22 protein-coding genes and 1 riboswitch are annotated in these 21,139 nt (G+C 70.8%); of the genes, 12 read left to right on the top strand and 10 right to left on the bottom strand.

Translation table 11 applies throughout. The annotated features are described in order from the left end of the window. Window positions 1-426 precede the first annotated feature (426 nt). Window positions 427-1,740 (bottom strand): MFS transporter, encoded by a 1,314-nt coding sequence (locus ACZ60T_RS03295; RefSeq protein ID WP_469663981.1) that lies wholly within the window; start codon window positions 1,738-1,740, stop codon window positions 427-429. Between the two features lie 56 nt (window positions 1,741-1,796). Further along, window positions 1,797-1,860, bottom strand: a riboswitch (Fluoride riboswitch). A 134-nt stretch (window positions 1,861-1,994) separates the two neighbouring features. On the opposite strand from ACZ60T_RS03295, the gene ACZ60T_RS03290 reads away from it, so the two are divergent. Continuing rightward, window positions 1,995-2,963: a hypothetical protein gene (locus ACZ60T_RS03290; protein ID WP_469663980.1), complete on the top strand. Its 969-nt coding sequence runs from the start codon at window positions 1,995-1,997 to the stop codon at window positions 2,961-2,963. 46 nt (window positions 2,964-3,009) lie between these two features. Here the strand turns inward: ACZ60T_RS03290 and ACZ60T_RS03285 are convergent, their stop codons facing one another. The 4 genes from ACZ60T_RS03285 to ACZ60T_RS03270 are packed head-to-tail and all read right to left on the bottom strand — an operon-like array spanning window position 3,010 to window position 5,805. Beyond that, window positions 3,010-3,969: an ABC transporter permease gene (locus ACZ60T_RS03285; RefSeq protein WP_469663978.1), complete on the bottom strand. Its 960-nt coding sequence runs from the start codon at window positions 3,967-3,969 to the stop codon at window positions 3,010-3,012. Further along, complete coding sequence (locus ACZ60T_RS03280; protein WP_469663976.1) at window positions 3,966-4,940, bottom strand: ABC transporter ATP-binding protein; 975 nt, start codon at window positions 4,938-4,940, stop codon at window positions 3,966-3,968. Before ACZ60T_RS03280 ends, ACZ60T_RS03285 begins: the two co-directional genes overlap by 4 nt. Continuing rightward, complete coding sequence (locus tag ACZ60T_RS03275; protein WP_365630062.1) at window positions 4,937-5,287, bottom strand: winged helix-turn-helix domain-containing protein; 351 nt, start codon at window positions 5,285-5,287, stop codon at window positions 4,937-4,939. The genes ACZ60T_RS03280 and ACZ60T_RS03275 overlap by 4 nt, the downstream gene beginning before the upstream one ends. Continuing rightward, entirely contained in the window at window positions 5,284-5,805 is a 522-nt protein-coding gene (locus tag ACZ60T_RS03270) for a hypothetical protein (protein WP_469663974.1), read from the bottom strand. Before ACZ60T_RS03270 ends, ACZ60T_RS03275 begins: the two co-directional genes overlap by 4 nt. Window positions 5,806-6,789: 984 nt before the next feature. On the opposite strand from ACZ60T_RS03270, the gene ACZ60T_RS03265 reads away from it, so the two are divergent. Both ACZ60T_RS03265 and ACZ60T_RS03260 read left to right on the top strand, forming a co-directional pair. Further along, window positions 6,790-7,725 carry a helix-turn-helix domain-containing protein gene (locus ACZ60T_RS03265; RefSeq protein ID WP_469663972.1) on the top strand — a complete coding sequence of 312 codons (936 nt, stop codon included), beginning with the start codon at window positions 6,790-6,792 and terminating at the stop codon, window positions 7,723-7,725. 29 nt (window positions 7,726-7,754) lie between these two features. Then, window positions 7,755-8,144 (top strand): hypothetical protein, encoded by a 390-nt coding sequence (locus tag ACZ60T_RS03260; RefSeq protein WP_469663970.1) that lies wholly within the window; start codon window positions 7,755-7,757, stop codon window positions 8,142-8,144. 11 nt (window positions 8,145-8,155) lie between these two features. Here ACZ60T_RS03260 and ACZ60T_RS03255 read toward each other — a convergent pair whose 3' ends face one another. Next, window positions 8,156-10,480 carry an ATP-binding protein gene (locus tag ACZ60T_RS03255; RefSeq protein ID WP_469663968.1) on the bottom strand — a complete coding sequence of 775 codons (2,325 nt, stop codon included), beginning with the start codon at window positions 10,478-10,480 and terminating at the stop codon, window positions 8,156-8,158. A gap of 215 nt (window positions 10,481-10,695) precedes the next feature. Between ACZ60T_RS03255 and ACZ60T_RS03250 the strand changes: the two genes are divergently transcribed. From ACZ60T_RS03250 to ACZ60T_RS03235, 4 genes are all read left to right on the top strand, one after another. Further along, entirely contained in the window at window positions 10,696-11,415 is a 720-nt protein-coding gene (locus ACZ60T_RS03250) for a DUF4232 domain-containing protein (RefSeq protein WP_469663966.1), read from the top strand. Window positions 11,416-11,615: 200 nt separating this feature from the next. Beyond that, complete coding sequence (locus ACZ60T_RS03245; RefSeq protein ID WP_469663964.1) at window positions 11,616-12,194, top strand: SgcJ/EcaC family oxidoreductase; 579 nt, start codon at window positions 11,616-11,618, stop codon at window positions 12,192-12,194. 23 nt (window positions 12,195-12,217) lie between these two features. Continuing rightward, window positions 12,218-12,901 (top strand): DedA family protein, encoded by a 684-nt coding sequence (locus ACZ60T_RS03240; RefSeq protein ID WP_469663962.1) that lies wholly within the window; start codon window positions 12,218-12,220, stop codon window positions 12,899-12,901. 58 nt (window positions 12,902-12,959) lie between these two features. Then, window positions 12,960-13,172 carry an EF-hand domain-containing protein gene (locus tag ACZ60T_RS03235; RefSeq protein ID WP_365630085.1) on the top strand — a complete coding sequence of 71 codons (213 nt, stop codon included), beginning with the start codon at window positions 12,960-12,962 and terminating at the stop codon, window positions 13,170-13,172. Between the two features lie 59 nt (window positions 13,173-13,231). On the opposite strand, the gene ACZ60T_RS03230 is transcribed toward ACZ60T_RS03235, so the two are convergent. After that, a complete protein-coding gene (locus ACZ60T_RS03230) occupies window positions 13,232-13,954 on the bottom strand; it encodes a DUF3618 domain-containing protein (protein WP_469663960.1) in 723 nt (240 codons plus the stop codon). After that, complete coding sequence (locus tag ACZ60T_RS03225; protein WP_365630619.1) at window positions 13,951-14,370, bottom strand: phage holin family protein; 420 nt, start codon at window positions 14,368-14,370, stop codon at window positions 13,951-13,953. Before ACZ60T_RS03225 ends, ACZ60T_RS03230 begins: the two co-directional genes overlap by 4 nt. A 568-nt stretch (window positions 14,371-14,938) precedes the next feature. Between ACZ60T_RS03225 and ACZ60T_RS03220 the strand changes: the two genes are divergently transcribed. The 4 genes from ACZ60T_RS03220 (at window position 14,939) to ACZ60T_RS03205 (ending at window position 18,119) form a co-directional block, all read left to right on the top strand. After that, window positions 14,939-16,066 (top strand): peptidoglycan-binding protein, encoded by a 1,128-nt coding sequence (locus ACZ60T_RS03220; RefSeq protein WP_469663958.1) that lies wholly within the window; start codon window positions 14,939-14,941, stop codon window positions 16,064-16,066. Between the two features lie 315 nt (window positions 16,067-16,381). Next, a complete protein-coding gene (locus ACZ60T_RS03215) occupies window positions 16,382-16,732 on the top strand; it encodes a hypothetical protein (protein WP_469663957.1) in 351 nt (116 codons plus the stop codon). A gap of 91 nt (window positions 16,733-16,823) precedes the next feature. Next, the gene (locus ACZ60T_RS03210; RefSeq protein ID WP_469663955.1) at window positions 16,824-17,396 is read left to right on the top strand and encodes a L,D-transpeptidase family protein; all 573 of its coding nucleotides are present in this window, start codon (window positions 16,824-16,826) and stop codon (window positions 17,394-17,396) included. 123 nt (window positions 17,397-17,519) lie between these two features. Next, window positions 17,520-18,119, top strand: a complete 600-nt coding sequence (locus ACZ60T_RS03205; protein WP_469663953.1) for a hypothetical protein — start codon at window positions 17,520-17,522, stop codon at window positions 18,117-18,119. A gap of 9 nt (window positions 18,120-18,128) precedes the next feature. Here the strand turns inward: ACZ60T_RS03205 and ACZ60T_RS03200 are convergent, their stop codons facing one another. Further along, entirely contained in the window at window positions 18,129-19,127 is a 999-nt protein-coding gene (locus tag ACZ60T_RS03200) for a VOC family protein (RefSeq protein ID WP_469663951.1), read from the bottom strand. 22 nt (window positions 19,128-19,149) lie between these two features. Here ACZ60T_RS03200 and ACZ60T_RS03195 point away from each other — a divergent pair, with 22 nt between their 5' ends. Next, complete coding sequence (locus tag ACZ60T_RS03195) at window positions 19,150-19,770, top strand: CGNR zinc finger domain-containing protein (RefSeq protein ID WP_469663949.1); 621 nt, start codon at window positions 19,150-19,152, stop codon at window positions 19,768-19,770. Between the two features lie 18 nt (window positions 19,771-19,788). On the opposite strand, the gene ACZ60T_RS03190 is transcribed toward ACZ60T_RS03195, so the two are convergent. Further along, complete coding sequence (locus ACZ60T_RS03190; RefSeq protein ID WP_469663947.1) at window positions 19,789-21,075, bottom strand: SGNH/GDSL hydrolase family protein; 1,287 nt, start codon at window positions 21,073-21,075, stop codon at window positions 19,789-19,791. Between the last annotated feature and the right edge of the window lie 64 nt (window positions 21,076-21,139).

The following is a 21,139-nucleotide window of genomic DNA, read 5'->3' as shown; positions in this document are numbered from 1 at the left end:
ACTCCCCGTCTGTACGTCCCGGCCCGTGCGACAACGCGGCCCCTCGGCGGAGCCGCAGCGCCCAGCCTGGCACTGGACGACCCCCTTGACGAAGGAGCGGCAGCGCCGGACGGCGCCCTGAAGTCGCAGGCGGTGACCACACCGGTGCTCGACCCGGCCGGCAAGGACGCCCCGCCCAGTCTGAGGGCGGCGCGGCGGAAAACCGGCGTGCGTAACTGATTCGAATGGGTGGATCGAGAGGGTCGACCTGCCTTGCGTTCTTCAGCCGTTCACCGGTCACCGTTCAGTGGACGCAGAACTCGTTGCCCTCCGGGTCCTGCATCACGACAGCGATGGAACCAGAGCTCTCCAGAGATCGGTAACCATCGGCCAACTGTAGTGTGGCCGGAGGGGTATGGTCTCCGCCCCGTTGAGTTCAACGGTCGGTCACCGAGCATGCCTCACCCGCATCAGCAGCGGAATCGCGGCCAGTTGCAACACCGCGGAGAAGACCACCAATGCCGTCAGGGACACCTCGTACAGGGCGCCCAGTGCGAGGCTGCCCGCGAACCAGCAGATACCGAAGACGGTGTCGAACAGGCCGAAGGCCGAGGCTCGTCGGTCCGTGCTGACCATGCCCGTGACGGCTGCCTTGACGATCGACTCCTGCGCGGCCGTGCCCAGCCCCCACAGCACCACACCGAACACCGCGAGGGCCGCGCCGCCGAGGAAGACCAGCGGCGGGAAGCACGCGGTCAGCAGCGTGGCCGCGGCGACCGTCCGCAGCCCCCACCGGTCGAACAGGCGCCCGAGCAACAGCGCTGCCAACGCCTCGGTCGCCATGGCTCCCGCGTACAGGACAGGGATCCACGCGGTCGCCACCACGTGATGCCTGCCCAGGTGGAAGGCGATGAGGGGGTAGTCGGCGTAGGCGGCGGCGATCAGGCCCATGGCGGCCAGGAAGATCCAGAAGGTGCGCGGGACGCCCCGCCGGTCCGGAACACGCTCGCCGGTGTCCAGCGCCGTGGGGTGGGGATACTGCCGCCACGCGACGGCCAGTACGACCAGGGTGAGTACGGCAGGGACGGCAAGCACGGCGAACCCGGCGCGGTAGCTGCCGTGGAGGTAGAGCACCCCGGCCATGACGAGCGGCCCCAGCATCCCGCCGGTCGCGTCCAGGGCCTCCCGCACCCCGAAGACCCGGCCGCGGCCCAACTCGGCGGTCGCGTGGGCGAGCATCGCGTCCCGGGCGGGGCTGCGCATCGCGCGTCCGCTTCGCTCGGCCACGATCAGCAGGGCCGCGACCGGCCAGTTCCCCGCCAGGGCCAGTAGTGGGACGACCGTCATCTGGACCGCGTGACCGACCGCGGTGATCGGCCAGTACCGGCCGGTGCGGTCGGCGGCGTAGCCGAACACGAACCGCAACGCGTACCCGAGCAACTCCCCGCCGCCCGCGATCGCCGCGACCACGGCGGCACTGGCACCGAGAGAGCCGAGGAAGGGGCCGGTGATGCTGCGGGCACCCTCGTGCGTCATGTCGGAGAACAGGCTCACGATGCCGATGAGCAGCACGAACCGGAAGGCGGACCCGTCGGGCGGAACGGGAGGACGGGGCCACTTGCGCGGGGACGACGCGGCCTGTTCGCGGCGCATACGCATCCGCCCAGCCGTCGCGGCCAGGTGGCGCCCGATGACCCGGCCTGAGCGGTCCATACGGAAGGTGCGCTGTCGGTCAGCCCACCACTGCGCCCGAAACGGCACGATGACGGCACCTCCCGGCTGGTGACGGTCGGCGGGCGGACGCGTGCGCGCCGTCCGCGCGAGTAGAGGCCATCAGCACCGGATGTGCGGTCAAGGGCGAGCCTCATCGCCCGCTTCCATGGTGCGCCCCCACCATCACATCTGCATCTGCCAGTCGGCACACACGAGACCACGAACACCACGTGCAAAGGACTCCGAAACACTGCCGTTCGACTTGTCAGAGGCGTGTCAGAGGCTCTTGCTACGTTCCACGGATGATCCAGAATCTGGAAGATGTCGTCGTCCGGGCCATTGCCCGATGCGATGGTGACGTCGAGGAGCTCGAAGAACTGGCGGACCGTACTCCGGAAGCCCTGACGCCCTGTTTACCCCGGCTGCTGGCTGCGGATGTGGTGTATCCGGCGAAGCTGTATCGCGCGGCCGACATCGAGACGCAGCGCGGCCTGGTCGCGAAGGCGGATGCGGGCGGTAACAGCGGTCTGCGCCTGAATCACCTGCTGATGGCCTTGGCGCAGACGCGCGGCCCGGTCGCCGAGGCAGCCTTTCGCCGCTGGCGCGACCAGCCACCACCCGATGCTGACAAGCTCTGCATCGGGCCCGCCGAGTACATGCGGGAAGGCGGCTGGATGCTGGAAGGAGACCGTGTCAGGGAGCTGTGCGGTCCCGTCTCCTATGAACTGCGGGCTGAAGAGGACGAGGCGGAGCGAGGCGGTGTCGGCGTCGATCCCACAGGCAGGCTCTGCCAGGGATGCGGCGGTCCGATGTGGACCGCGCTGGACCTGGACTCCGCCGACGAGCGGGTCGCCGAGGCACTGGCACACGTCGGCTGGTCGGGACGGCTGCGGGTGGCGATCTGCTACGAGTGCAATGTCCACCGCGACACGGAGTTCATCGAGGTCGGAACGGACGGGACCTGTCGCCTGTCAGATCCTCCCGAGCCCGGCGCAATCGTCCCGGGCCCGGAGGTCGAGGACGACGATGAACTACCTTCCGTGCGATGGAGTCTCGGACGCCGAACGGGGCTCCATCCCAGCGGCTCGGCACTCGGCGGTCGGCCCGTGTGGACGGGAGACGCCACATACCCCGAGTGCCCGGTGTGCGGCACGCTCATGACCTACATCGCCCAGGTCGACATGGAGAACATCAGTTACGTGCCCATGTACTTCACGTTCTTCCTGCACACCGAGTGCGGTCTGGCGGCCATGGTCTCGCAGGGCGAATGAGACGCGACCGGCCCGGCTCCCCGGTTCAGGGAGCCGGAAGGGCGCGTCACATCGTCAGCGTGCCGCTCATCCGCGCCCTGCTCTGGCGTTCGGTCAGCCGGGAGCCGGACTCGCGGCGGGCGGCGCGGCGCAGCAGCGGTACGGCGAGCAGGAAGCCGACGACGGCCCAGCCGGTCAGTACCAGCGCGACCGTGGGCAGTTGCCAGGAGCCGGAGGGCTCCGCGGCCCGCGCGGCGTCCGGCAGCAGGGCCGAGCGCACGCCCTGTGCCATCCACCGGAGCGGGAAGACGGACGCCACGTTCTGCACCACCACCGGCAGTCGGCCGATCGGGAACATCGCCCCCGAGGTCACCAGCAGCGCCATCGCGGGCAGCATGACCATCGCCAACGCCTCGCGGGCGTTGGGCAGTACGGCACCGATGGCCGCGCCCAGGGGTACGACGGCGAGCAGACCGAGGCCGATGACCCAGATCAGGGTCAGCCAGCCGCCGAGGCTGTGCGGCAGTGGCCCGTCCACGAACAACGCGGCGGTGCCCAACAGGACGGTGACGGTGCCCATCGCTATGGCGACGATCAGTACGGACTTGGCGACCAGATAGGCCGGTATGCCGCCGGGCGTGGCCCGCAGCCGCAGCAAGGTGCCCTCGTCGCGCTCGGTCACCAGGATCTGCGGGAGGTTGATCAGCCCCACCTGGAACAGCAGATACGCGACGAACCCGGCGATCGTCAGGTGCGCGCCGGGGATATGGGTACCGGGCAGGTCGTCATGGACGAAGGAAGCGACCACGAGAGCGGTCACCACGTTGCTGAGATGGCTGACGAACTCCTTGCGGTTGCGCAGGAGATGACGCACCTCGATACCGCCGCGCCGCAGCCCGGCCTGCCATGGGCGCAGCCGCCGACCGCGGGGGTGGACCGGCCTCGGGGCATCGGTGGCCCCGTCCGTCGCGCTGCTCCCGCCCCGCGCGGTCCCGTGCCGCACCGCTGCCATATCCGTCTCCCTCATGCGGATCGTTCCTCCCCCGCCCCGGCGCCCAACAGGGCTGTGCTGTCGGCGGTTCCGGAGACCGCGGCGCTCCGGGCGCCCGTGGTCCCGCCCGTGTGCTCGCGCACCATGTGCAGATAGGTGTCCTCCAGCGTCGGGCGGCGGACCTCCAAGGCGGGGATCGGCCCGTCGGCCTCGCGGTGCAGTTCCCAGACCAGCAGTGAGGGATCCGCGGTGCGCTCGCGGCGCGGCGTGCCGTCCGGCGCCGTCCAGCGGACCTCTGCCCGGGCGGCGGCCCGCCGGGCGAGTTCGGTGGGTGTGCCGCAGGCCCGGATACGGCCGTTGACCAGCATCGCTATCCGGTCGGCCAGACGGTCGGCCTCGGCCAGATCATGGGTGGTCAGCAGGACGGTGACGCCCTCGTCACGGGCCAGCCGCTCGACCAGTTCATGGAACTCGCGCCGCGCCTCGGGGTCGAAGCCGGTGGTGGGCTCGTCCAGGAAGAGCAGCTCGGGACGGCCGACGATGCCGAGCGCGACGTCGAGGCGTCTGCGCTGGCCACCGGACAGCTGGTCTACGCGGTGCCGGGCCCGGTGGGCGAGACCGACCGACTCCAGCAGCTCTTCCGGGTCGCGCGGATCGGGGTAGTACGTCGCGAAGTGCCGCAGCAACTCGGCGACTTGCCAGCGACGGTGGTCGCGCCACGACTGGAGTACCAGGCCGATCCGGCCGCGCCAGGCGTCGTCGGCGTGCGCCGGGTCCTTGCCGAGGACCCGGACCTCCCCGGCGGAGCGCCGCCGGAAGCCCTCCAGGATCTCGACGGTGGTGGTCTTCCCCGCGCCGTTGGGGCCGAGCAAGGCGAAGATCTCTCCGCGGTGGATGTCCAGGTCGACGCCTCGAAGCACCTCGGTGCTGCCGTACGACATCCGCAACTCCCGTGCGGAGACGACCGGTTGGCGGGGATCGGCGGCTGTGGTGGGGGTGCTGGTCATCGGCTCGTCTCCGCGGGCTGCTGCTCGGGCGCCGTCTGCCGCGCCGCCGCGGGGCCCGCGCCCTCGACGATGGCGCGGAGAGCGGCGACATGGCCTTCGAAGGCGGCGCGCCCGCGGGCCGTCAGCCGCACCTTGGTACGGCGGTTGCGCCCACCGCCCTCCTTGCGGATCTCCAGGTACTCGGCCTCCTCCAGGGTGTGCAGTTGCTTGGAGAGCGCGGAGTCGCTGAGCGAGAGGCCGTCGCGGATGAACGAGAAGTCGGCCCACTCCGTGGCGGACAGCAGGGCCACGATCGACAACCGGGTGGAGGGATGGATCAGTTCGTCGAAGCCCGTGGGGGTGCTCATGCGTCCGCCTTCCCGTGCATGCCTCGTGCGGCGTCGCCGGGCAGCGCGCGTTCGCGGAGTGTGCTGACCGCCCAGCGGTTCGCCGGTCCCGTGAAGAGGACGAACACGGCAGCCGCGGCGGTGGCTGTGATCAGACTGGGGCACGGCAGGGAGAGTGACTCCGCCAAGTGGTCGGCGAGCAGGATCGTGCCGCCGGTGAGGCACCCGCCCGCGACGAACGTGGCGAAGCCGCGCCAGCCGTACCGGGAGCGGTGCAGCCGCATCCGGGCGCGGCGGCTGTGGACGACGGCCAGGTAACCCAGGACGCCGACATAGGCGGCGAGCGTCAGCCACAGGCCCCATGCCGGGAGCTCGAGCCCCATGCCCGCGACGAAGACCCACATGACCGCCGCCGTGAGGTAGGTCGTCCTGGGATCACTGTGCGCGCATCGCTCGATCTCGTCGTACACCCGCTCCTGTGGCACCCGGATCCGCTGGAGATCCTGCCAGGCCCGCTCGGCATCCACCGGTGTGGTCATGCCCTCGCCTCCCCGAAGACGTCGCTGGACCGCGGGGCACGCCGTAACGCCCCCGCGTCTACTTGCCTAGTGGGAAAGTTAGCTCCGACTTTCCCAGCGGGCAAGTCGAAATGGCTCCAGCGTCCCCGCGGCGACGGACATCACGGCCTCGATGAAGTGGGCGTCGCTCAACGGCCCGGTCGACCAAGGGGAGTTGCGCTGACGGACCGGGCTTCTTTTGTTGACACGCTTATGGATCTTCAGGAGGTAGGCGGGAGGCACGTGACGGGCGCACCGAGAGGTGCGGAAGTCTGTGCGAGCAGATGCGGATTCACGGATTCACCCCACATGTCCCGCTTTGGCGACCGCTTTTGATCGATTGTCGCCGTTTGCGAGCGGGGCTCTCTGAATATGCCCGGCCGTACGGCGGTGGGCACCTGTACCCATGACGCTACTTTCTGGCACCGCGCCGCTGCACCAGGTAGTAGCGTCCTGCTTCCGGCCTCTTCTGCCGGACGGCAAAGACCCCGGCTCTCATGGTTGGTAGCCCGCGTGCCGGGGTCTTGTCGCTCACAACGCCAGCCCGACACAAGGGAGTCCCCTGATGCCGCTACGCCGACGCCCAACTCGGCTTCCCGCGGGCGCGAACGCACTCGCGGAACCGAGCCGCGAACGTATCATCCCGTCACCGCATCCAGCTCAAACCCCGGTGTGGCATGTCAAGGCTGTCATGCTCCGCGGGAGCCTGCCGGTCGCCGCGATCTGCCTTCCCCTGCTCGCGATCCCGGGCGCTCTGCCGCCGCGTGTACTGCCCCTGCTCGCCCTCTTTCTGACGGCCGCCCACAAGTCTGTGCTGGTCCGCCAGTGGATTAGCCGCCGCTGACCTGATCGCCGGTGGGGCGCGGACCGGCGCCCCGCGTCCCACCGGCTCCAGCCCGCGTCCGGCCGTCCGCGGTCGGACGGCCGGTACAGATACCCGTCCAGCACCCCCGAAAGAGGTTCTCCGTGTCCACTCGTTCTCTCCCGCAGACGGCTGACGGCACACCGCGGCCCGCCCGCTCCGTACCGTCGGTCTCCCCGGCCCGTGCCACCCGCTGCACCGAGGCCCTTCGCGACTTCGCCGAGGACTGCACCGTGGTCTCCGAAGCCCTGCTGTCCAGCGCGTACGGCGCAGCCGCACCCAACACCGAACTCCTTCAGCATCTCGTCAGCCTCCGGGACCTGGTGGACGAGGCGATCGGAGTCGTGGTCGTCCGTCAGCGAGCACAAGGCAAGCCGCTCGCGGAACTCGCGCCGATCGCGAGGATCACCGAGGACAGACTGCGCAGGAAGTACGACCCGCCCTCCGTCGACCATGCCCTGACCATCCGCCACCGACCCAAGCCGGTCACCCCCGCCCAGCCCGCCGCGGCCGCTGACGGCACACCGACCCCGAGCCGCCCGAGCCGCCGCCTGGCCGCCGCCCTCACGCGTATGCGGAACAGCTCCAACCGCCGCCAGCGGGAACTCGCCCAGCAGATGGGCGTCGACGAGTCCTACGTCTCCCGTCTGCTGTCCGGCCAGCGCGATCTGTCCTGGAAGCACGTCAGGATCATCTGCGAGATGTGCGGGACCGATCCCAAGCGGATGAAGCCGCTGTGGGAAGCAGCCGCCGACGTGCAGCCCTCGAACGCCGACGACCCCGTCCAGTACTTGCGCACCTATCTGCGGGGGCTGCACTACGCGCTCAACTCACCGGACGCCGAAGGCATTCTCGCTGCCACCCAGTACACCATCAGCGCCGACGATCTCGACCGCGCGCTCCACGGTCCCGGCGTCCCGGAGTGGTCGGTGGTCGACCGTCTCACCGTCGTCCTGCAGAGCCGGACCGCCGTCACCCGGCCCCTGTGGCGCCGTGCTCAGGCGGCGGCCGAGAACGGCCTTACCACCGCCGCCAGTTGATCCGCCTGCCCATGGCCAGGGGAAGGACCATGAAGCCCACACCGCCCGCCCCGTCCGTACTGACAACCGCCTTCTACGCCTTCTACGACCTGCACCGCCCGGCCTACCACGCCTACGCGGCCGCACGCCTCCCTCAGGAGGAGGCCCAACTCAGCGTCACCCAGCTCTTCGACCTCGTCGCCGGCAACTGGACCTGGCTCATGACCGAGCGGTGCCCCTCCGCCTGGGCCTGGGAAGAGCACACCCGGGCCGTCGCCCGTCGCGCCGGGCGCACCTCCACCCCGGCCGAGGACGCCGCGCTCCTCCATGACGACCTCCGCCTGAGCATCGACCGCATCGCCATCATCACCGGTGCCGCCCCCGCCCGGGTCACCGCGCTCCTGGCCGCCGCCCGCCGCATCTGTCATCCGGGCAGTTGAAGTTCCACGGGTTATGACGTGCGCTGAGGATCAACTGGTTCATCGGCTTCGTCGAGTGTCGCGAGTGCGGTGGTGGCCTCGGACTGACGTGGGCTGCTCAGTGCGGCAAGCGCGTCGCGGGCGGCGAGCAGTGTGTCGCGGGCCTCCGGGTGCCCGGTGGCGCGGAGTACCAGGCCCAGGTCGAGTCGGGCCGGTTCGGTCCAGGCCGGCATCTGCGCGGCCTCGAAGGCGGCGAGGGCCTGGCGGAGCGAGGGTTCGGCCTCGGCCCAACGTCCCAGAGCCGCCAGGTCGTTGCCGATCTGCTGCTGGGCCACCGCGTGGTACAACGCGATCAACTCGTCCCGTCGGCCCGGGATTCCCGCGCGGCAGATCCGCTCGCTGCGGCGGTGGATGTCCAGGGCTTCCGCCGTCCGACCGGCCTGACGGAGCAGGGTGCCAAGGGAGTTGAGGACCGTCAGCTCGGCAAGACGGGCCTGCGGGGACTCCTGCGAGGCCAGGCGGTGGGCCGCCGCACGCAGCCGCGCCTGAGCCTCTTCCGTCCGGCCCAGCAGGTGGAGCGCGCCCGCGCCGTAGCCGAGTGCCCAGCCTTCCTGAAGCCCGTCCCCGCAGCCCCGGGCCGCCACGAGCGCGGCGTCCGCGGTCGTCAGTGCGGTGCGCGGATCGTGGACGCAGAGGTTGTAGGCCCAGGCGAGGTAGTTGAGGTGGACCGCCTCCTCCTGACCGCTGCCGAGCGCGCGGGCGGAGTCGGCGGAGTGCTGGAACACCTCCACCCACTGCTCCCAGTGCTGGTTGAGGTCGGAGAACCAGTGCATCGCCTCCGCCGTGTCCAGGACCTGCCGGTGGTGACCGGTGTCGTGGGCCCGGCGCAGCGCGGCGAGCCACTGGGCTCGCTCGGCCTCCAGCCAGGCCCGCGCCTCCTCCCGGCCGATGGGCGCGCTGTCCGGGTCCGGGTCGCCGTACGGAGAGGCCGGGTCATGCTCGACGTCGAAGTGCAGCGCCGCGGCCGTGGCCCGGCGCAGCATCCAGCGCGTGGCCCGGTCGAGGGCGGCATCGCGGATCTCGGGGCCGTCCTCGGCCTCGACCTGCTCGGCCGCGTAGAGCTTGAGCAGGTCGTGGAAGCGGTAACGCTCGGCGGTGGCATCGCTCTGGAGCAGCCCGGCGTCGGTCAGCTCCTCGGCGCAGGCGACCGCGTCGTCGTAGGGGAGGTCGGCCAGGAGTGCGCCGGTCTCGGGGCTGAAGTCCGCCCCGGCGGCCAGCGAGGCACGGCGCAGGAACGTCCGGGATTCCGGGGGAAGCTGGCGGTACGAGAGCGCGAACGCGGCACGCACCCGCAGGCTTCCGGCCTGGAGGCCGTCCAGCCGCCGCCCCTCGGCGGCGAGGCGGGCGACGAGCTTGCCGAGGCGTTCGTGCGGGCGGCTGAGGAGGCGCTGGCCCGCGATCCGGACCGCCAGCGGCAGATGTCCGCACAGATCGGCGAGGTCACGTGCGGCCTGCGCCTCCGCCCGCACCCGGTCCGGTCCGATGATGCGGGTCAGGAGTTCGACCGCCTCCTCGCGCCGCAGCAGGGCCAGATCACAGCGGCGGACGGACTCCAGACCCGCCAGGGAGCGGCGGCTGGTGACGAGGGTCAGCGACGGGCCGGTACCGGGCAGCAGGGGAGCGACCTGGGACTCGTCGACGGCGTTGTCCAGCAGCAGGAGCACACGTCGGTCGCCGACCAGGGATCGCCACATACCGGCACGGTCGTCGGTGCCGACCGGTATCGCGGCGTCGGCGACCCCCATCGCGCCCAGCAGCCGGGCGAGCGCATCGCGAGGAGTGGTCGGTTCGGGATCCATGCCGTGCAGGTCCAGGGCGAACCGGCCGTCAGGGAAGTACGGGGCGAGACGGTGCGCCGCGTGCACCGCGAACGCGGTCTTGCCCAGACCGGGCTGCCCGGCGACCACCGTGACCACCGGCCGGCTCGGCTCGATGTCCTGGGCCAGCTCCAGCAACCGGGCGAGAGCCGGGACGCGGGCGGTGAAGTCCTGGATGTCGCGCGGCAGAGCCAGGGTGGAGGGGGCGGCCGGGCCGGTGGCCGTCCGGGGGCGCGGACGGCCCAGCGCGGCGGACGTCTCCAGGCTCGCCGCCTCGTCGTCGTCCAGTCCCAGCGCTTCGGCCAGCAGTCGAACCGTACGGCGCTGTGGCCCTCGGGTGCGCCCGCGTTCCATGTCGGCCAGCGCCCTGACGCTCACCCCCGCCGCGTGCGCGAGAGCCTCCTGGCTCAGTCCGGCGCGTGCCCGCAGGTGGCGCAGTCGCTGCCCGAAGTCCCCCGTGAAAGGCGTGCCACCGCGCACCGTCGATGTTCCCCGATCGTCCGGCCCGTCCGGATACGAGCCCCCGGCAGAAGTATGGCGGACGGTACTTCTGCCGGGAGAACCGCCTGGTGAGGCAGGCGCGGAGGTGGTCGACTCAAGGCAGGCGCGGCACGTCCCTCAGGTATGTGAACCAGTCATTCGAACGATGTGTTCGGTGCAGACCGCGGCCCCGTACTACTCACGGAAGAACCTCCATGAACACTCTTCGCCACCGCTCCGCCCTGCTCGCTGTCGCGGGCACGGCCCTCGTGCTGTCCCTCACCGCCTGCGAGAACGGCGAGGGCGTCAAGTCGGCGCCCGCGGGCACCTCTTCGGTGACCGCGGAGGCCTCGGACGGCAAGGGCACCGGCACGTCCGACCCGACGGGTTCGACCGACTCGGCGGCCTCGAAGGGCTCGACAGGATCGACGGGGTCCAAGGGCTCGGCGGGCTCCACGGGGACGACCGGCGCCGACGGCTCTTCCGGCTCGACCGGCAAGCAGGCGTCCGCCTCCACCCCGGTCTGCACCGCGCGGGATGTCACCGTCACCGCCGCCAAGGAGGGTGGCCCGCCCTACACCCACCTCGTCCTCACGGCGAAGAACACCTCCGGCCACTCCTGCCGACTGACGGGATTTCCGCACATCCAGTTCCTGGAGAGCCACAAGCAGGACGTACCGTCCGTCGCCAAGAGCAAGCCGGCCGCACCGGTCGTGCTCGCGGCGGGAGACCCGGCCTACGCCCTGGTGAAGCTGTCCGACGGCGGGGTCGACGAGGACAACGAGCCGGTGTTGGCGTTCTCCGTCATGCTGGAGGGCGACTCGACGGTCATCGTCGTCAGCGCGCCCGGCAGCGGCGGCGTCGCCGTCGACCCGGCGAAGGCCCTCACCGGCTACTGGACGCCCGAGCTGCGCAACGAAGCGGACGACTTCTGAGGACGGCGTCCGAGACCCGCTGCGGTACCTGACGGACCGAGGGGCCCGTCAGGTATCGGCAGCTTCACGGCTGCCTCCCCGGCCGACGTCTCCGGTCGGCCGTCACCCGCGTGCCCCCTCAAGATGCCGCTTCGTCCGAGCTGAGCAACGCTTGACGCGTCGTCAGTCTGTTCGTCTCGTCCACCATGCCGGAGGGCTCGATGAAGCGCACGCGCGCTGCCGGAGTTGCTCTTGTCGCCGCCGCCCTGTTGTTCGACGGCACCGGAGCCGCGTACGCCGCCACGACACACGCTTCACCCGCCGCTCATCCCCGCATGAGCGCGAACGCCTCGCACGCTCCCACGAACGCCTCGCACGCTCCCACCAAGCGGCAGATCGCGGCTCTGTTCCGCAAGTGGAACGCGGCACTGGCCACCGGCAACGCGTATCGCGTCGCGGACCTCTACGCTCCCGGCGCCGTACTGCTCCCGACCGCTTCCCCGCGCATCCGCACCACCCGGGCCGGGATCGTCGACTACTTCGAGCACTTCCTGCGGCGCGAGCCCGTGGCCGTGATCCAGCGGCAGATCATCGACGTCCTCGGCCCGACCAGCGCCGTGAACACCGGTCTGTACCGCTTCACCCTCACCATGCTGGACGGCAGCAAGACCACGCTCGACGCCCGGTACACGTTCGTCTACGAGCTGCGCCACGGCAGGTGGCTCATCATCAACCACCATTCCTCGGTCGTTCCCACCGAACTCGGTTGGGTGTTGTCGGGCCGTCAGCCCGGTAGTTGAGCACCCCCACACCCAGCGCCACGATGACCGCACCCCCACTGCCGGGCGTACTGGCCGACCTCGCCCCGGTGCTCGAGGGCTGGGGCTACGCGGCGGTCGGCGGCCTGATCTTCCTGGAGGACTTCGGCGTTCCGGTTCCTGGGGAGACCGTGCTGATCGCCGCGGCCGTATACGCCGGGGCAGGGCGGCTGAACGTGTTCGCGGTCGCTGTGATCGCGGTGGTCGCGGCCGTCGCGGGCGACAACATCGGCTACGTCATCGGCCGTTACGGCGGCCGCCGCCTCGTCGCGCGGTTCGGCCGCTACGTGCTGCTGACCCCGGAGCGGGTCGCCAAGGCGGAGGAGTTCTTCACCCGGCACGGCGGCAAGGTCATCACCGTCGCGCGCTTCATCGAGGGCCTGCGCCAGGCCAATGGCATCATCGCCGGACTCAGCGGCATGCCCTGGCGCCGCTTCCTCGCCTTCAACGCCCTTGGCGCGGTGCTCTGGGTGGGCACCTGGGTGACCCTCGGAGCCCTCGCGGGCAACCACATCGACACCTTGTATCCGGCCGTTCAACGCTACGGGTTGTACCCGACCGCCGCAGCGGTGGTCGTACTGATTGTCCTCGTGGCGCGTCGGCGGCTGCGTCGCCGTACCCCTTCGGAGTCGCCGCCGTCGCCCGCCCCGGACGACCGGGATGACCAGGACGGCCAGGGCGACCGTTAACCTGGTCCACGTCAGTAGGTGCGGTCCGTAAGGGCGGCAGGTAGAAGGGGCGGGTCCGGTGGCGGACATCGAGACAGCACGCAAGGAATTCCAGCGGATCGACGAGAACGGCGACGGGTTCATCACCGCCGCCGAGTTCAAGACCGCCCTCGCACAGGGGGGTGACTGGAACGTGACGGAGTCGGTGGCGGAGGCCGTCATCGCGTCCCGGGACCTCGACGGTGACAAGCTCCTGTCGTTCGACGAGTTCTGGGCGCACCTGAACAAGTGACGTGACCGCGAAGGGGGCGCCCGCCGACCGGCTGGGCGCCCCCTTCCTCGTCGTTCGCCTCAGGAACGCTTGCCACACCTGCTCTTTCGCCCGGCCCGAGCCGTGGTCCGAGTCGCGCTCCGACCCCAGGTCCGACTCCCGGTCCTGGTGCCGGTCCCGGTCGCGGTCCGAGCCGCAGTCCGACTACCGGTCCGACCGCTCCAAGGCGCCTTGTCCCGAGCCTGGGTGCCCCAGTACTGGATGGTCTCCAGCGGCCCGCTGGGGGTCTGCCGACGCCGGGCCCGGCGCCGTCGGAGCAGCACTCCCGCCGTGGTCAGCGCCGCGGCCGCCCCACCGCCGGTGAGCAGCGAACGCTTGTTTGAACGCTGTCCGTCCGGACCGGTCTGCCCGGCCCCACCCGCTCCTTCCTGGGTCCCGGCGGGCCCGATGTCCGAACCGGTGCGGCCCGTGCCGCCCATCTGCTTGTGCCCGTCGTGACGGTGAGCGCGGGCGGCCCGCCGCTCCTGCACCGTGTGCGTGGCGTGCGCCGCCTTCTCCTGGGCCCGGTGCGCGGCCTGTGAGGCACCGCTGCGAAGCTGGCCCGTCATCGTGCCCGCCTTGTTCTTCAGGCCGGAGGCGCGGGCCTTGGCCCGGCTCTTCACATCAGCTCTGTAGGCCAGCTCCTCGACGGTGTCGCCGAGCCGGCTCCGGGTCTGCGCGATCTGCTGCCTCAGCTCGTCGGGGCCCTTGGCGCCGTAGGCCGCTCCGGGCCCGCCGCGCGCCCCTCGCATCCTGTCGCTCATCGGTGGTGTGCCCTTCCCTTGATCTCCCCGACGTCCGCTCTGACGCTCTGCATCGTCTCCTGGGGCTTGGGTGGTACGGCCCGGCGCAACTGAGTGCGTCCGACGATGCCCAGCAGACCCGCGAGCAGCATCAGCCCGAACGCCACGGTGAGTGCCGCGGCCCACACGGGCAGCAACAGCACCAGGGCGGCGGCCGCCGCCGCGGCGAACGCGAACAGCGCGATGTAGGCGAGCGCGCCGGACGCGCCCAGCATCCCTCCGCCGCGGCCCGCACGACGCCCCTTGTGCGTCAGCTCCATCTTCGCGAGGGCCATCTCCTGCCGTACGAGCTGGGACATCTGCTCGGTGGCCTCGTGGACGAGCTGTCCCACCGAATGGTCGCCCATCGGGCGCTCGCCGGGCGCACGCTCGCCCATCGAGCGGTCGCTCGGCGCACGCTCGCGCAGGTCGCGGTCCCTCATCAGGGCCTCGTCCCTCGCGCGGTCGTCCACCGGATGTGCGCCCGTCGGGCGGTCGCGCACGGGGGTGCGCCGATCACTCCTGGGCCTTGCTTCGATCGTCCCGGTCACGGTCTCCGCCTCCTCTCGGTCCGGAGCACCCGAGTACCCCGGGTACCCGGGCTCACTCGCGCTACCCACACCACTTCGTGTGGGTGAGTCGGCCGTCCGCCGCTGGGCGTGCACTCGTCCGAGTGAACGCAGGCCGTCGCGCCGAGTCGGTCGGACCGGTCGGCCGACGCGGCGAAGACGGCTTGGTCGCACGTCCGGGGGCGTACGGAGCCGAGGCGGCGGCGTGGACGGCCCGCACGCGGCCGTGCCGGACGCGGCGATCGCGTCGTTACGATCGGCGCTGCCGAGGCCGATGCAGCGCTGTCTGCCGTCATGCACAGACCTGACCTGCTGTTATGACGCTATGCAGGCGCTGCGGAGGCCCGGTGTTCGGCAGGACGCTGTTCGGCGGGACGACGGGGAGGGACGCGTACACATGGCGCAGGAGCGGGGTGGCCAGGACCGGGAGCGGAGCGCGGGGGTGCGGTTGGCGCGGCTGCTGCGCCGCTGGTGGGAGGAGGCCGGGAGCCCGGCCGGTGGTACCCGGCCGACGCAGCAGGCGCTCGCCGCGCGGCTGGGGGTCGACCAGACGACACTGTCGCGCTACCTGAACCCGACGCATCTGTCGACCGCTCCGCTGAGAGTGGTGGAGTCCCTGCACACTCAGTTGCGCGCCCCGGCGGCGGAACTCGAACAGGCGCGGGCGCTGTGCCGGGCCGCGCTGCGCGAGAACAGCCGTCGACGGGCCGCCGACGGTGCGGGGGAGCAGGGCGTGGCAGCGGGGCGTGCGAACGGACCGGACGGATCCGAGGAACTCCCCGCCCGCGATGCCGTTCCCGTTCTCGAGGAGGTTCCTGTTCTCGAGGAGGTTCCTGGATCGGCCTCCGGGGAGGGACCCGACGCCGCCGTCACGCGCGGTGCCGTATCCGGTCGGCTCCGCACTCGCTGGCTGCGGCCGACTCTCCTCGTGGCGGCCGTCGTCCTGGCGTTCAGTTCCGGAATGGTCGTCAACGCCCGTCTCTCCGCGCCGGACCGCGGGGCCACGGTCGCCGCCGCGGCCGGTGCCGCTTCCGCGAGCGAGGCGTCGTACGAGTGGCCGTTGCTGTACATGGACGGGCAGGACCAGTACACCCGTGCGCGCGCCCTCCAGTACCTGCTGAACGCGTACGGCTACAAGGTGCGGACCGACGGGTTCTTCCGGGAGGACACCCGGGACGCCGTCATGGACTTCCAGCGCAGGAAGTTCCTGCCGGTCGACGGCAAGGTGGGCAAGCTGACCTGGCCGGAGCTGGTGCGGGAGGTCGGGCCCGGCGCCAAGCCCTTCGAGGTGCGGGCCGTGCAGGAGTTGCTGAACAACGTGGGCCTGGGCGGCACTTCGGTGTCGGGGAAGTTCACCGCGGTGACCGCCGAGGACGTGCGGTACTTCCAGCACAGGTACGGCATGCCCGAGACCGGCCGGGTGGACGTGGACACATGGCTGGCCCTGCTGGTGAATCAACTCCCTCCCGTCAAGGCGCCGGAGTACCAGAGAGGCACGAGCCCGCTGCCTTCCGCTTCCGACTGAGCAGGACGGCGATCCGGGCCGCCCGAGGGCGGGGCCTTCACTCCCGGGCGTGCCCCGCATTCCTTATGCAGCGCGATGCACCGAGCCATAACACCAGGTCAGCCCCCTGCCATGCACGGTGCATCGATGCACCTCGGCAAGCAGCCGGGATCTTCTTCTCCCGCCCGGCCGTCCCGGCCATGCTGATTCCGCGACCGGCACTCCCGACGGTTCGCCCCTCGGCGGGCGACAGGTCCGGGCACACGTCCCGGTCCGCTCTCTGTTCCTTGTCAGCACCGCCGTTCCTTGTCAGCACACTGCCCGAAGGGGGCACTCATGTCCGCTGTCCGCAAGACCATCACGTCCGTCACGTCGGCCGTCGTCATCGCCGGTGGGCTGGCCCTCGGCGCCGCCGGCCAGGCGAGCGCGGCCTCCTGCCCGTCCTCCGCGTCCCCGGTGATCAGCGGGGCCTCGGCCCACTGGAACCTGCATTGCTCGGGCGGCAACCTGAACGTGTCCGGCTGGGTCCAGGACACGCGTATGGACGGCAAGTGCGCCGTGGTCCGCATCAACGCGGGCAACGGCGCCTACCGCAAGAAGTCCGCGTGCAACTCCGGTGTCCGGGAGTCGTTCACCTTCACCTTCACCAAGACGAAGTCGGCCCAGCTCCGCCTGGCCATCGCCTGACCGCGCACCGGGGCGGGCCGCACGGCCCGCCCCTGCCGCACACCACCCCCATGTCACACCCACAAGCCCTGCGGAAGAACGAGGGGTACACATGAGCAGCGACGGACTTCCCCTGCGCGGCGCCGTGATCGCCTGGGCCGTGGTGACCGCGCTGGCCCTGGCACCGACCGCCGCCGCACAGCGGCCCGCCGAGGCGCCGTCGGCGGCAACTTCGGCGACCACGCTGGTCTTCGACAAGAACCAGCACGACCCCACCGACTCACGACTCTCCGTCTACCGGGGCAAGAAGCTCTGGGCCGTCTACCGGGCCGGGTCGGGCCTCGGCGTCAGGAACGACTGCGTGCGCGGCAAGGGCTGGCTGCCGAACGGTAGTTGGGAGATCAGGCGCAAGACCCGTACGTACGAGGGTGAGTTGATCAAGGGGTATGCCGTCTACCTCCAGGACATGAGGTGCTCCCGAGGCACGGTGACGCGTACGGAGATGTTCATCCACTCCGAGATGAACCGCGACGGCAGCCAGGGCCGCGGTGAGGCGCGCAGGTGGGACGGCGCCGTCGACTACCGGTCCAACGGCTGTGTGAAGGTGGAGCCGACCGACATCAAGAAGATGTTCCGGCTCCTGGACCGCATCGGCTGGCCGACACACCTGCGGGTGGTGTCCTGAGTACCGCGTCCCGTCAACTCGGCGACCGCCGCGCAACACCACCGTCTGGTTCCCGTCGCCCGCAGGAGTGAGCCGCCCCCGCGCCACCCGCCGCGCGCCTGCCCCGCCGCGAAGACTGGCGCCATGTCTGTGCCTTCACTCACCGTGCGGCTGCTGCGGCGTGCCGCCCTGGTCGCGGCCACCGTTCTGGCGACCACCCTGTCCACCACGCTCGTCGCCGCGCCCGCCGCACAGTGCGCGGACTCCTGCGGCGGCTCCGTCGTCGTCGCCCCGCTGTCCCAGGAACCGCCCAGCACCGGCCCGTGCGCGAGTCCGGAACCGGTGGTGTGCGAGATCCGCCGGTCCACCCCGGCGGAGCGGGTGGAGCAGCGGGAGATCCGTATGCGGTACCACCAGCTCATCGGCGACATGGACCGTGAGCGGTGCGCGATGCGTACGGAGGGTCGGAGCCCGGAGGAGATCGCCCGTCGCTTGGTCGACATGCGCAACGACGCCAAGGAGATCACGCGGGCCGGGATGTCACCGGAGGATGTCCGGCTGCTCGAGGAGCGCAACATGGCGAAGTACGGCAACCCGCTCGGCCCGACGGCCGACCAGCTCTACGTCAAGTACGGCTCCTGGGAGAAGGTCGCGGACGCGGCCACCCGGACCAGCGGCGCGGTCGACGGCGAACTCGGTCTGGAGTACCGCCCGTGCCCCTGTGAACTGGCCCCCGCGGCCTGACGGTTCCTCCTACGTGTGCTGCTCGTCGGTGTCGGCGGCGTACGTGCTGATCTCGATCAGGTTGCCGTCGGGGTCCCGTAGGTAGGTGCTGGTCATCGGGCCCAGGGCACCGGTGCGTGGTACCGGCCCCTCCTCCACCTCGACACCGCAAGCGGTCAGGTGCTGGAGGACCCGGCTCTGGGGCAGTTCGGTCACCAGGCACAGATCGGCGCTTCCCGGCGTGGGGCGGGTGGCGCGCGGCATGAGTTCGCGGCCGACCTCATGCAGGTTGATCTTGCTGGTTCCGAAAGCGAGGGCGCGGCGTCCCTCCCCGAAGGTGACCGCCCGCATACCGAGGACTCGCTGGTAGAAGTCGAGGGTCCGCTCGATGCTCGCGACGGTCAGCACCAGGTGGTCGATTCCCGTGATCTGTACGGGAGATACGGGAGATACGGGAGAAGCGAACCGGCCGAGCTGCCGCGCGCAGGCGTCGCGCGCGGCGGCGGAGAGCAAGTCGCCCGAGCGGGCGAACAGTTGATGGAGATCCGCGCCGTAGCGTGCGGCCAACTCGTCGTTGTGGGCCAGTACGTCGAGTTCATTGGCGGCGGTGATCTCGATGAACGCGCGCAAGTCGGCGTCGCTCGGCGTGTGTTGGGCACCGGTGAAGCGATCACGGAAGACGATCGGCTCGGTGCCCCCGAACTGCGGGTAGACGACGCCGCGGTCGCAGCACGCGTACAGATGGACCAGAGCCTCGGCGCGGTCGCCGATCAACTCGGCCAGCGGGGAACGATCGGTGACCGGATGCAGCCACTGGTCGAACCCGTCGGTCCCGTATGTCGCATGGCACAGCCCCGCCATCTGCACCACGGGATCCGCTCCCCAGTCCGCCAGCAACTGCCGAACGCGGCACAGGTGTTGCAGGAGGGTGCCGCCGGGGTGCGGCATGCCGGCGGCGCCTCGGTCGCGGAGGAAGGTCTCGACACGAGACCACGGGGGTGTGGGTGCGGAGCCATCAGCCAGAGCCATGGTCACGAGTTATAGTCGTGACGTGACGGTCCAGGCAAGCCCATCAGGCGAGGTACCCGCGGCGGAACTCGCGTTCAACTTCCGCTCCGGGCGCCTCTGTCTCGCGTTCGTGGCCACGGTGGGCGAACGCTGGCGCGGCCGGTACGAACGTCTGCGCCGACCGTCCGATCTCGCGCGGTGGTGCCGGGAAGCGGGGCTCCTGGACGCGCCCGTGCGGGTCACGTCCCGCGAACTCGACGAAGCGCGGGAGCTGCGTGAGGCGATCTACCGCCAGGCGCAAACACTGATCAGCGATCGCCCGGCAGCCCGCCAGGACGAGGCGTTGATCAACGCGGCTGCCGCTGCCCCACCCCTCGTCCCCGTCCTGCGCTCCGGACACGTCCGGCTGACACTCCCGTCCGACGGAGCCGCGCAGGCCGTACTCAGTACGCTCGCCCGTGACGCGATCGACCTGTTCGGCGGCAGCGCCCGTGAACGCGTCCGGGAGTGCGCCGGCCCGGAGTGCGGACTGCTCTTCGTCGACACGAGCCGACCGGGCCGACGCCGCTGGTGCTCCAGTACGGCCTGCGGAGGGAAGGAGCGGGCCGCCGCCTACCGTCGCCGTAAGCGCGAGGAGCCGGAGAGCGGCGACGGCCCTGGGTGAACTGGTGCGGATCCAGGGCTACTTGCGCAGGATCATGCCGAGGTCGATGGTGTCGGCCATCACCTGGTAGCCGAGGTCGCCCGGGTGGAGGTGGTCGCCCGAGTCGTAGGCCGGGAGCATGTACGCGGGGTCGGCGGGGTCGCGGAGGGCCTTGTCGAAGTCGATGACGCCGTCGAAGGCATGGCTGGTACGGATCCACTCGTTGACGGCCTGGCGCTGCTGCTCACCGTAGGCGGAGCCGTACTCGCCGCCGAACCTGGCGTTGGAGCCCATGAAGGGCGTCAGCGTGCCGCCGTAGACCTTCAGTCCGCGGGCGTGGGCCCGTGCGATGACCTCCTGGTAGCCGGAGATGAGGTCCGCTGCCTTGGCACCGGCCGCGCCGATGTCGTTGATACCTTCCAGCATGATCACGGACTTGACGCCGCTCTGGTTCAGTACGTCGCGGTCCAGCCGGTGCAGCGCGCTGATGCCGAAGTACACCGGGACACGGTCGGCGAGGACTTCGTTGCCGCTGATCGAGGCGTTCGCCACCGCCGGTACCGCGCCGGGCAGTTGGCTGAGGCGCCGCACCAGATAGTCGGGCCAGCGGTGGTCGGCGTTCATGGTGGAGGCGGCGCCGTCGGTGATGGAGTCGCCCAGGGTGACGACGGTGCCGTCGGCGCCGTGACCGCGTACCACGTCGACGCCGTCGACCAGCATCATGCAGGTGGTGGTCGTCGGGTAGTCGGTGCCCCCGGCGGCCGTGGCATGGTCACCGGCCGACGAGAGGAAGCTGTTCTGCATACCGAGGTTGTGATGGGTGACCGGTCCGGTGCTCCCCGGCACATACACACTCACCGACAGCCGTGACAGCTCTCTCACACTCAGGTTCACCGGGTCGCTGAACAACTCTGCCCCGGCCGGTACGTCGGCGGACTTCCGCCCGGAGAAGGTGAGTTCGCGCAGGGTGCCGCTCTCGAGAGAGGCACCGGAGCCCTGGCGGGCCACGGTGGCGTGGCCCACGTGCAGGGTGCTCGTCCCGAACGAGTTGGTCAGCCGGACGCGGATGCGCTGCCCGGCCGCCCCGGTGGTGAGGACGTCACGGACGGTCTGATGGGACAGCCCCTCGGCACTGGGACAGGTGGCGGACGAGGTGGTTCCCTCCACCGGACTCCCGGCCCAGGCCGTGGCCCAGGGCCCGGTGCCGGGCCGCGGTGCTGCCGATGACGGTGCTGCCGATGACGGGGTGGCCGCGATGAGCGAAGCGCCCGCGGCGAGAACGGTGGAGAGGGCGAAGGCGGCGGTACGTAACCTCGGACTGGCCATGTAAGTCTCCTGATCTGATGCCTGCGTCGGTGCTCTGCGATGGCGCACGTGCGGCGGCGGAGAG

This window comes from Streptomyces sp. NPDC104371, from assembly GCF_055583785.1.
This window is presented reverse-complemented; position numbering and strand designations above follow the sequence as displayed.

Coding starts and splice junctions, on each gene's coding strand:
- ACZ60T_RS03290 (WP_469663980.1), top strand. CDS start 1,995: ATGATCCAGAATCTGGAAGATGTCGTCGTCCGGGCCATTGCCCGATGC.
- ACZ60T_RS03285 (WP_469663978.1), bottom strand. CDS start 3,969: ATGAGGGAGACGGATATGGCAGCGGTGCGGCACGGGACCGCGCGGGGC.
- ACZ60T_RS03280 (WP_469663976.1), bottom strand. CDS start 4,940: ATGACCAGCACCCCCACCACAGCCGCCGATCCCCGCCAACCGGTCGTC.
- ACZ60T_RS03275 (WP_365630062.1), bottom strand. CDS start 5,287: ATGAGCACCCCCACGGGCTTCGACGAACTGATCCATCCCTCCACCCGG.
- ACZ60T_RS03270 (WP_469663974.1), bottom strand. CDS start 5,805: ATGACCACACCGGTGGATGCCGAGCGGGCCTGGCAGGATCTCCAGCGG.
- ACZ60T_RS03260 (WP_469663970.1), top strand. CDS start 7,755: ATGAAGCCCACACCGCCCGCCCCGTCCGTACTGACAACCGCCTTCTAC.
- ACZ60T_RS03250 (WP_469663966.1), top strand. CDS start 10,696: ATGAACACTCTTCGCCACCGCTCCGCCCTGCTCGCTGTCGCGGGCACG.
- ACZ60T_RS03245 (WP_469663964.1), top strand. CDS start 11,616: ATGAAGCGCACGCGCGCTGCCGGAGTTGCTCTTGTCGCCGCCGCCCTG.
- ACZ60T_RS03240 (WP_469663962.1), top strand. CDS start 12,218: ATGACCGCACCCCCACTGCCGGGCGTACTGGCCGACCTCGCCCCGGTG.
- ACZ60T_RS03230 (WP_469663960.1), bottom strand. CDS start 13,954: ATGAGCGACAGGATGCGAGGGGCGCGCGGCGGGCCCGGAGCGGCCTAC.
- ACZ60T_RS03225 (WP_365630619.1), bottom strand. CDS start 14,370: ATGGGCGAGCGTGCGCCCGGCGAGCGCCCGATGGGCGACCATTCGGTG.
- ACZ60T_RS03220 (WP_469663958.1), top strand. CDS start 14,939: ATGGCGCAGGAGCGGGGTGGCCAGGACCGGGAGCGGAGCGCGGGGGTG.
- ACZ60T_RS03215 (WP_469663957.1), top strand. CDS start 16,382: ATGTCCGCTGTCCGCAAGACCATCACGTCCGTCACGTCGGCCGTCGTC.
- ACZ60T_RS03210 (WP_469663955.1), top strand. CDS start 16,824: ATGAGCAGCGACGGACTTCCCCTGCGCGGCGCCGTGATCGCCTGGGCC.
- ACZ60T_RS03205 (WP_469663953.1), top strand. CDS start 17,520: ATGTCTGTGCCTTCACTCACCGTGCGGCTGCTGCGGCGTGCCGCCCTG.
- ACZ60T_RS03200 (WP_469663951.1), bottom strand. CDS start 19,127: ATGGCTCTGGCTGATGGCTCCGCACCCACACCCCCGTGGTCTCGTGTC.
- ACZ60T_RS03190 (WP_469663947.1), bottom strand. CDS start 21,075: ATGGCCAGTCCGAGGTTACGTACCGCCGCCTTCGCCCTCTCCACCGTT.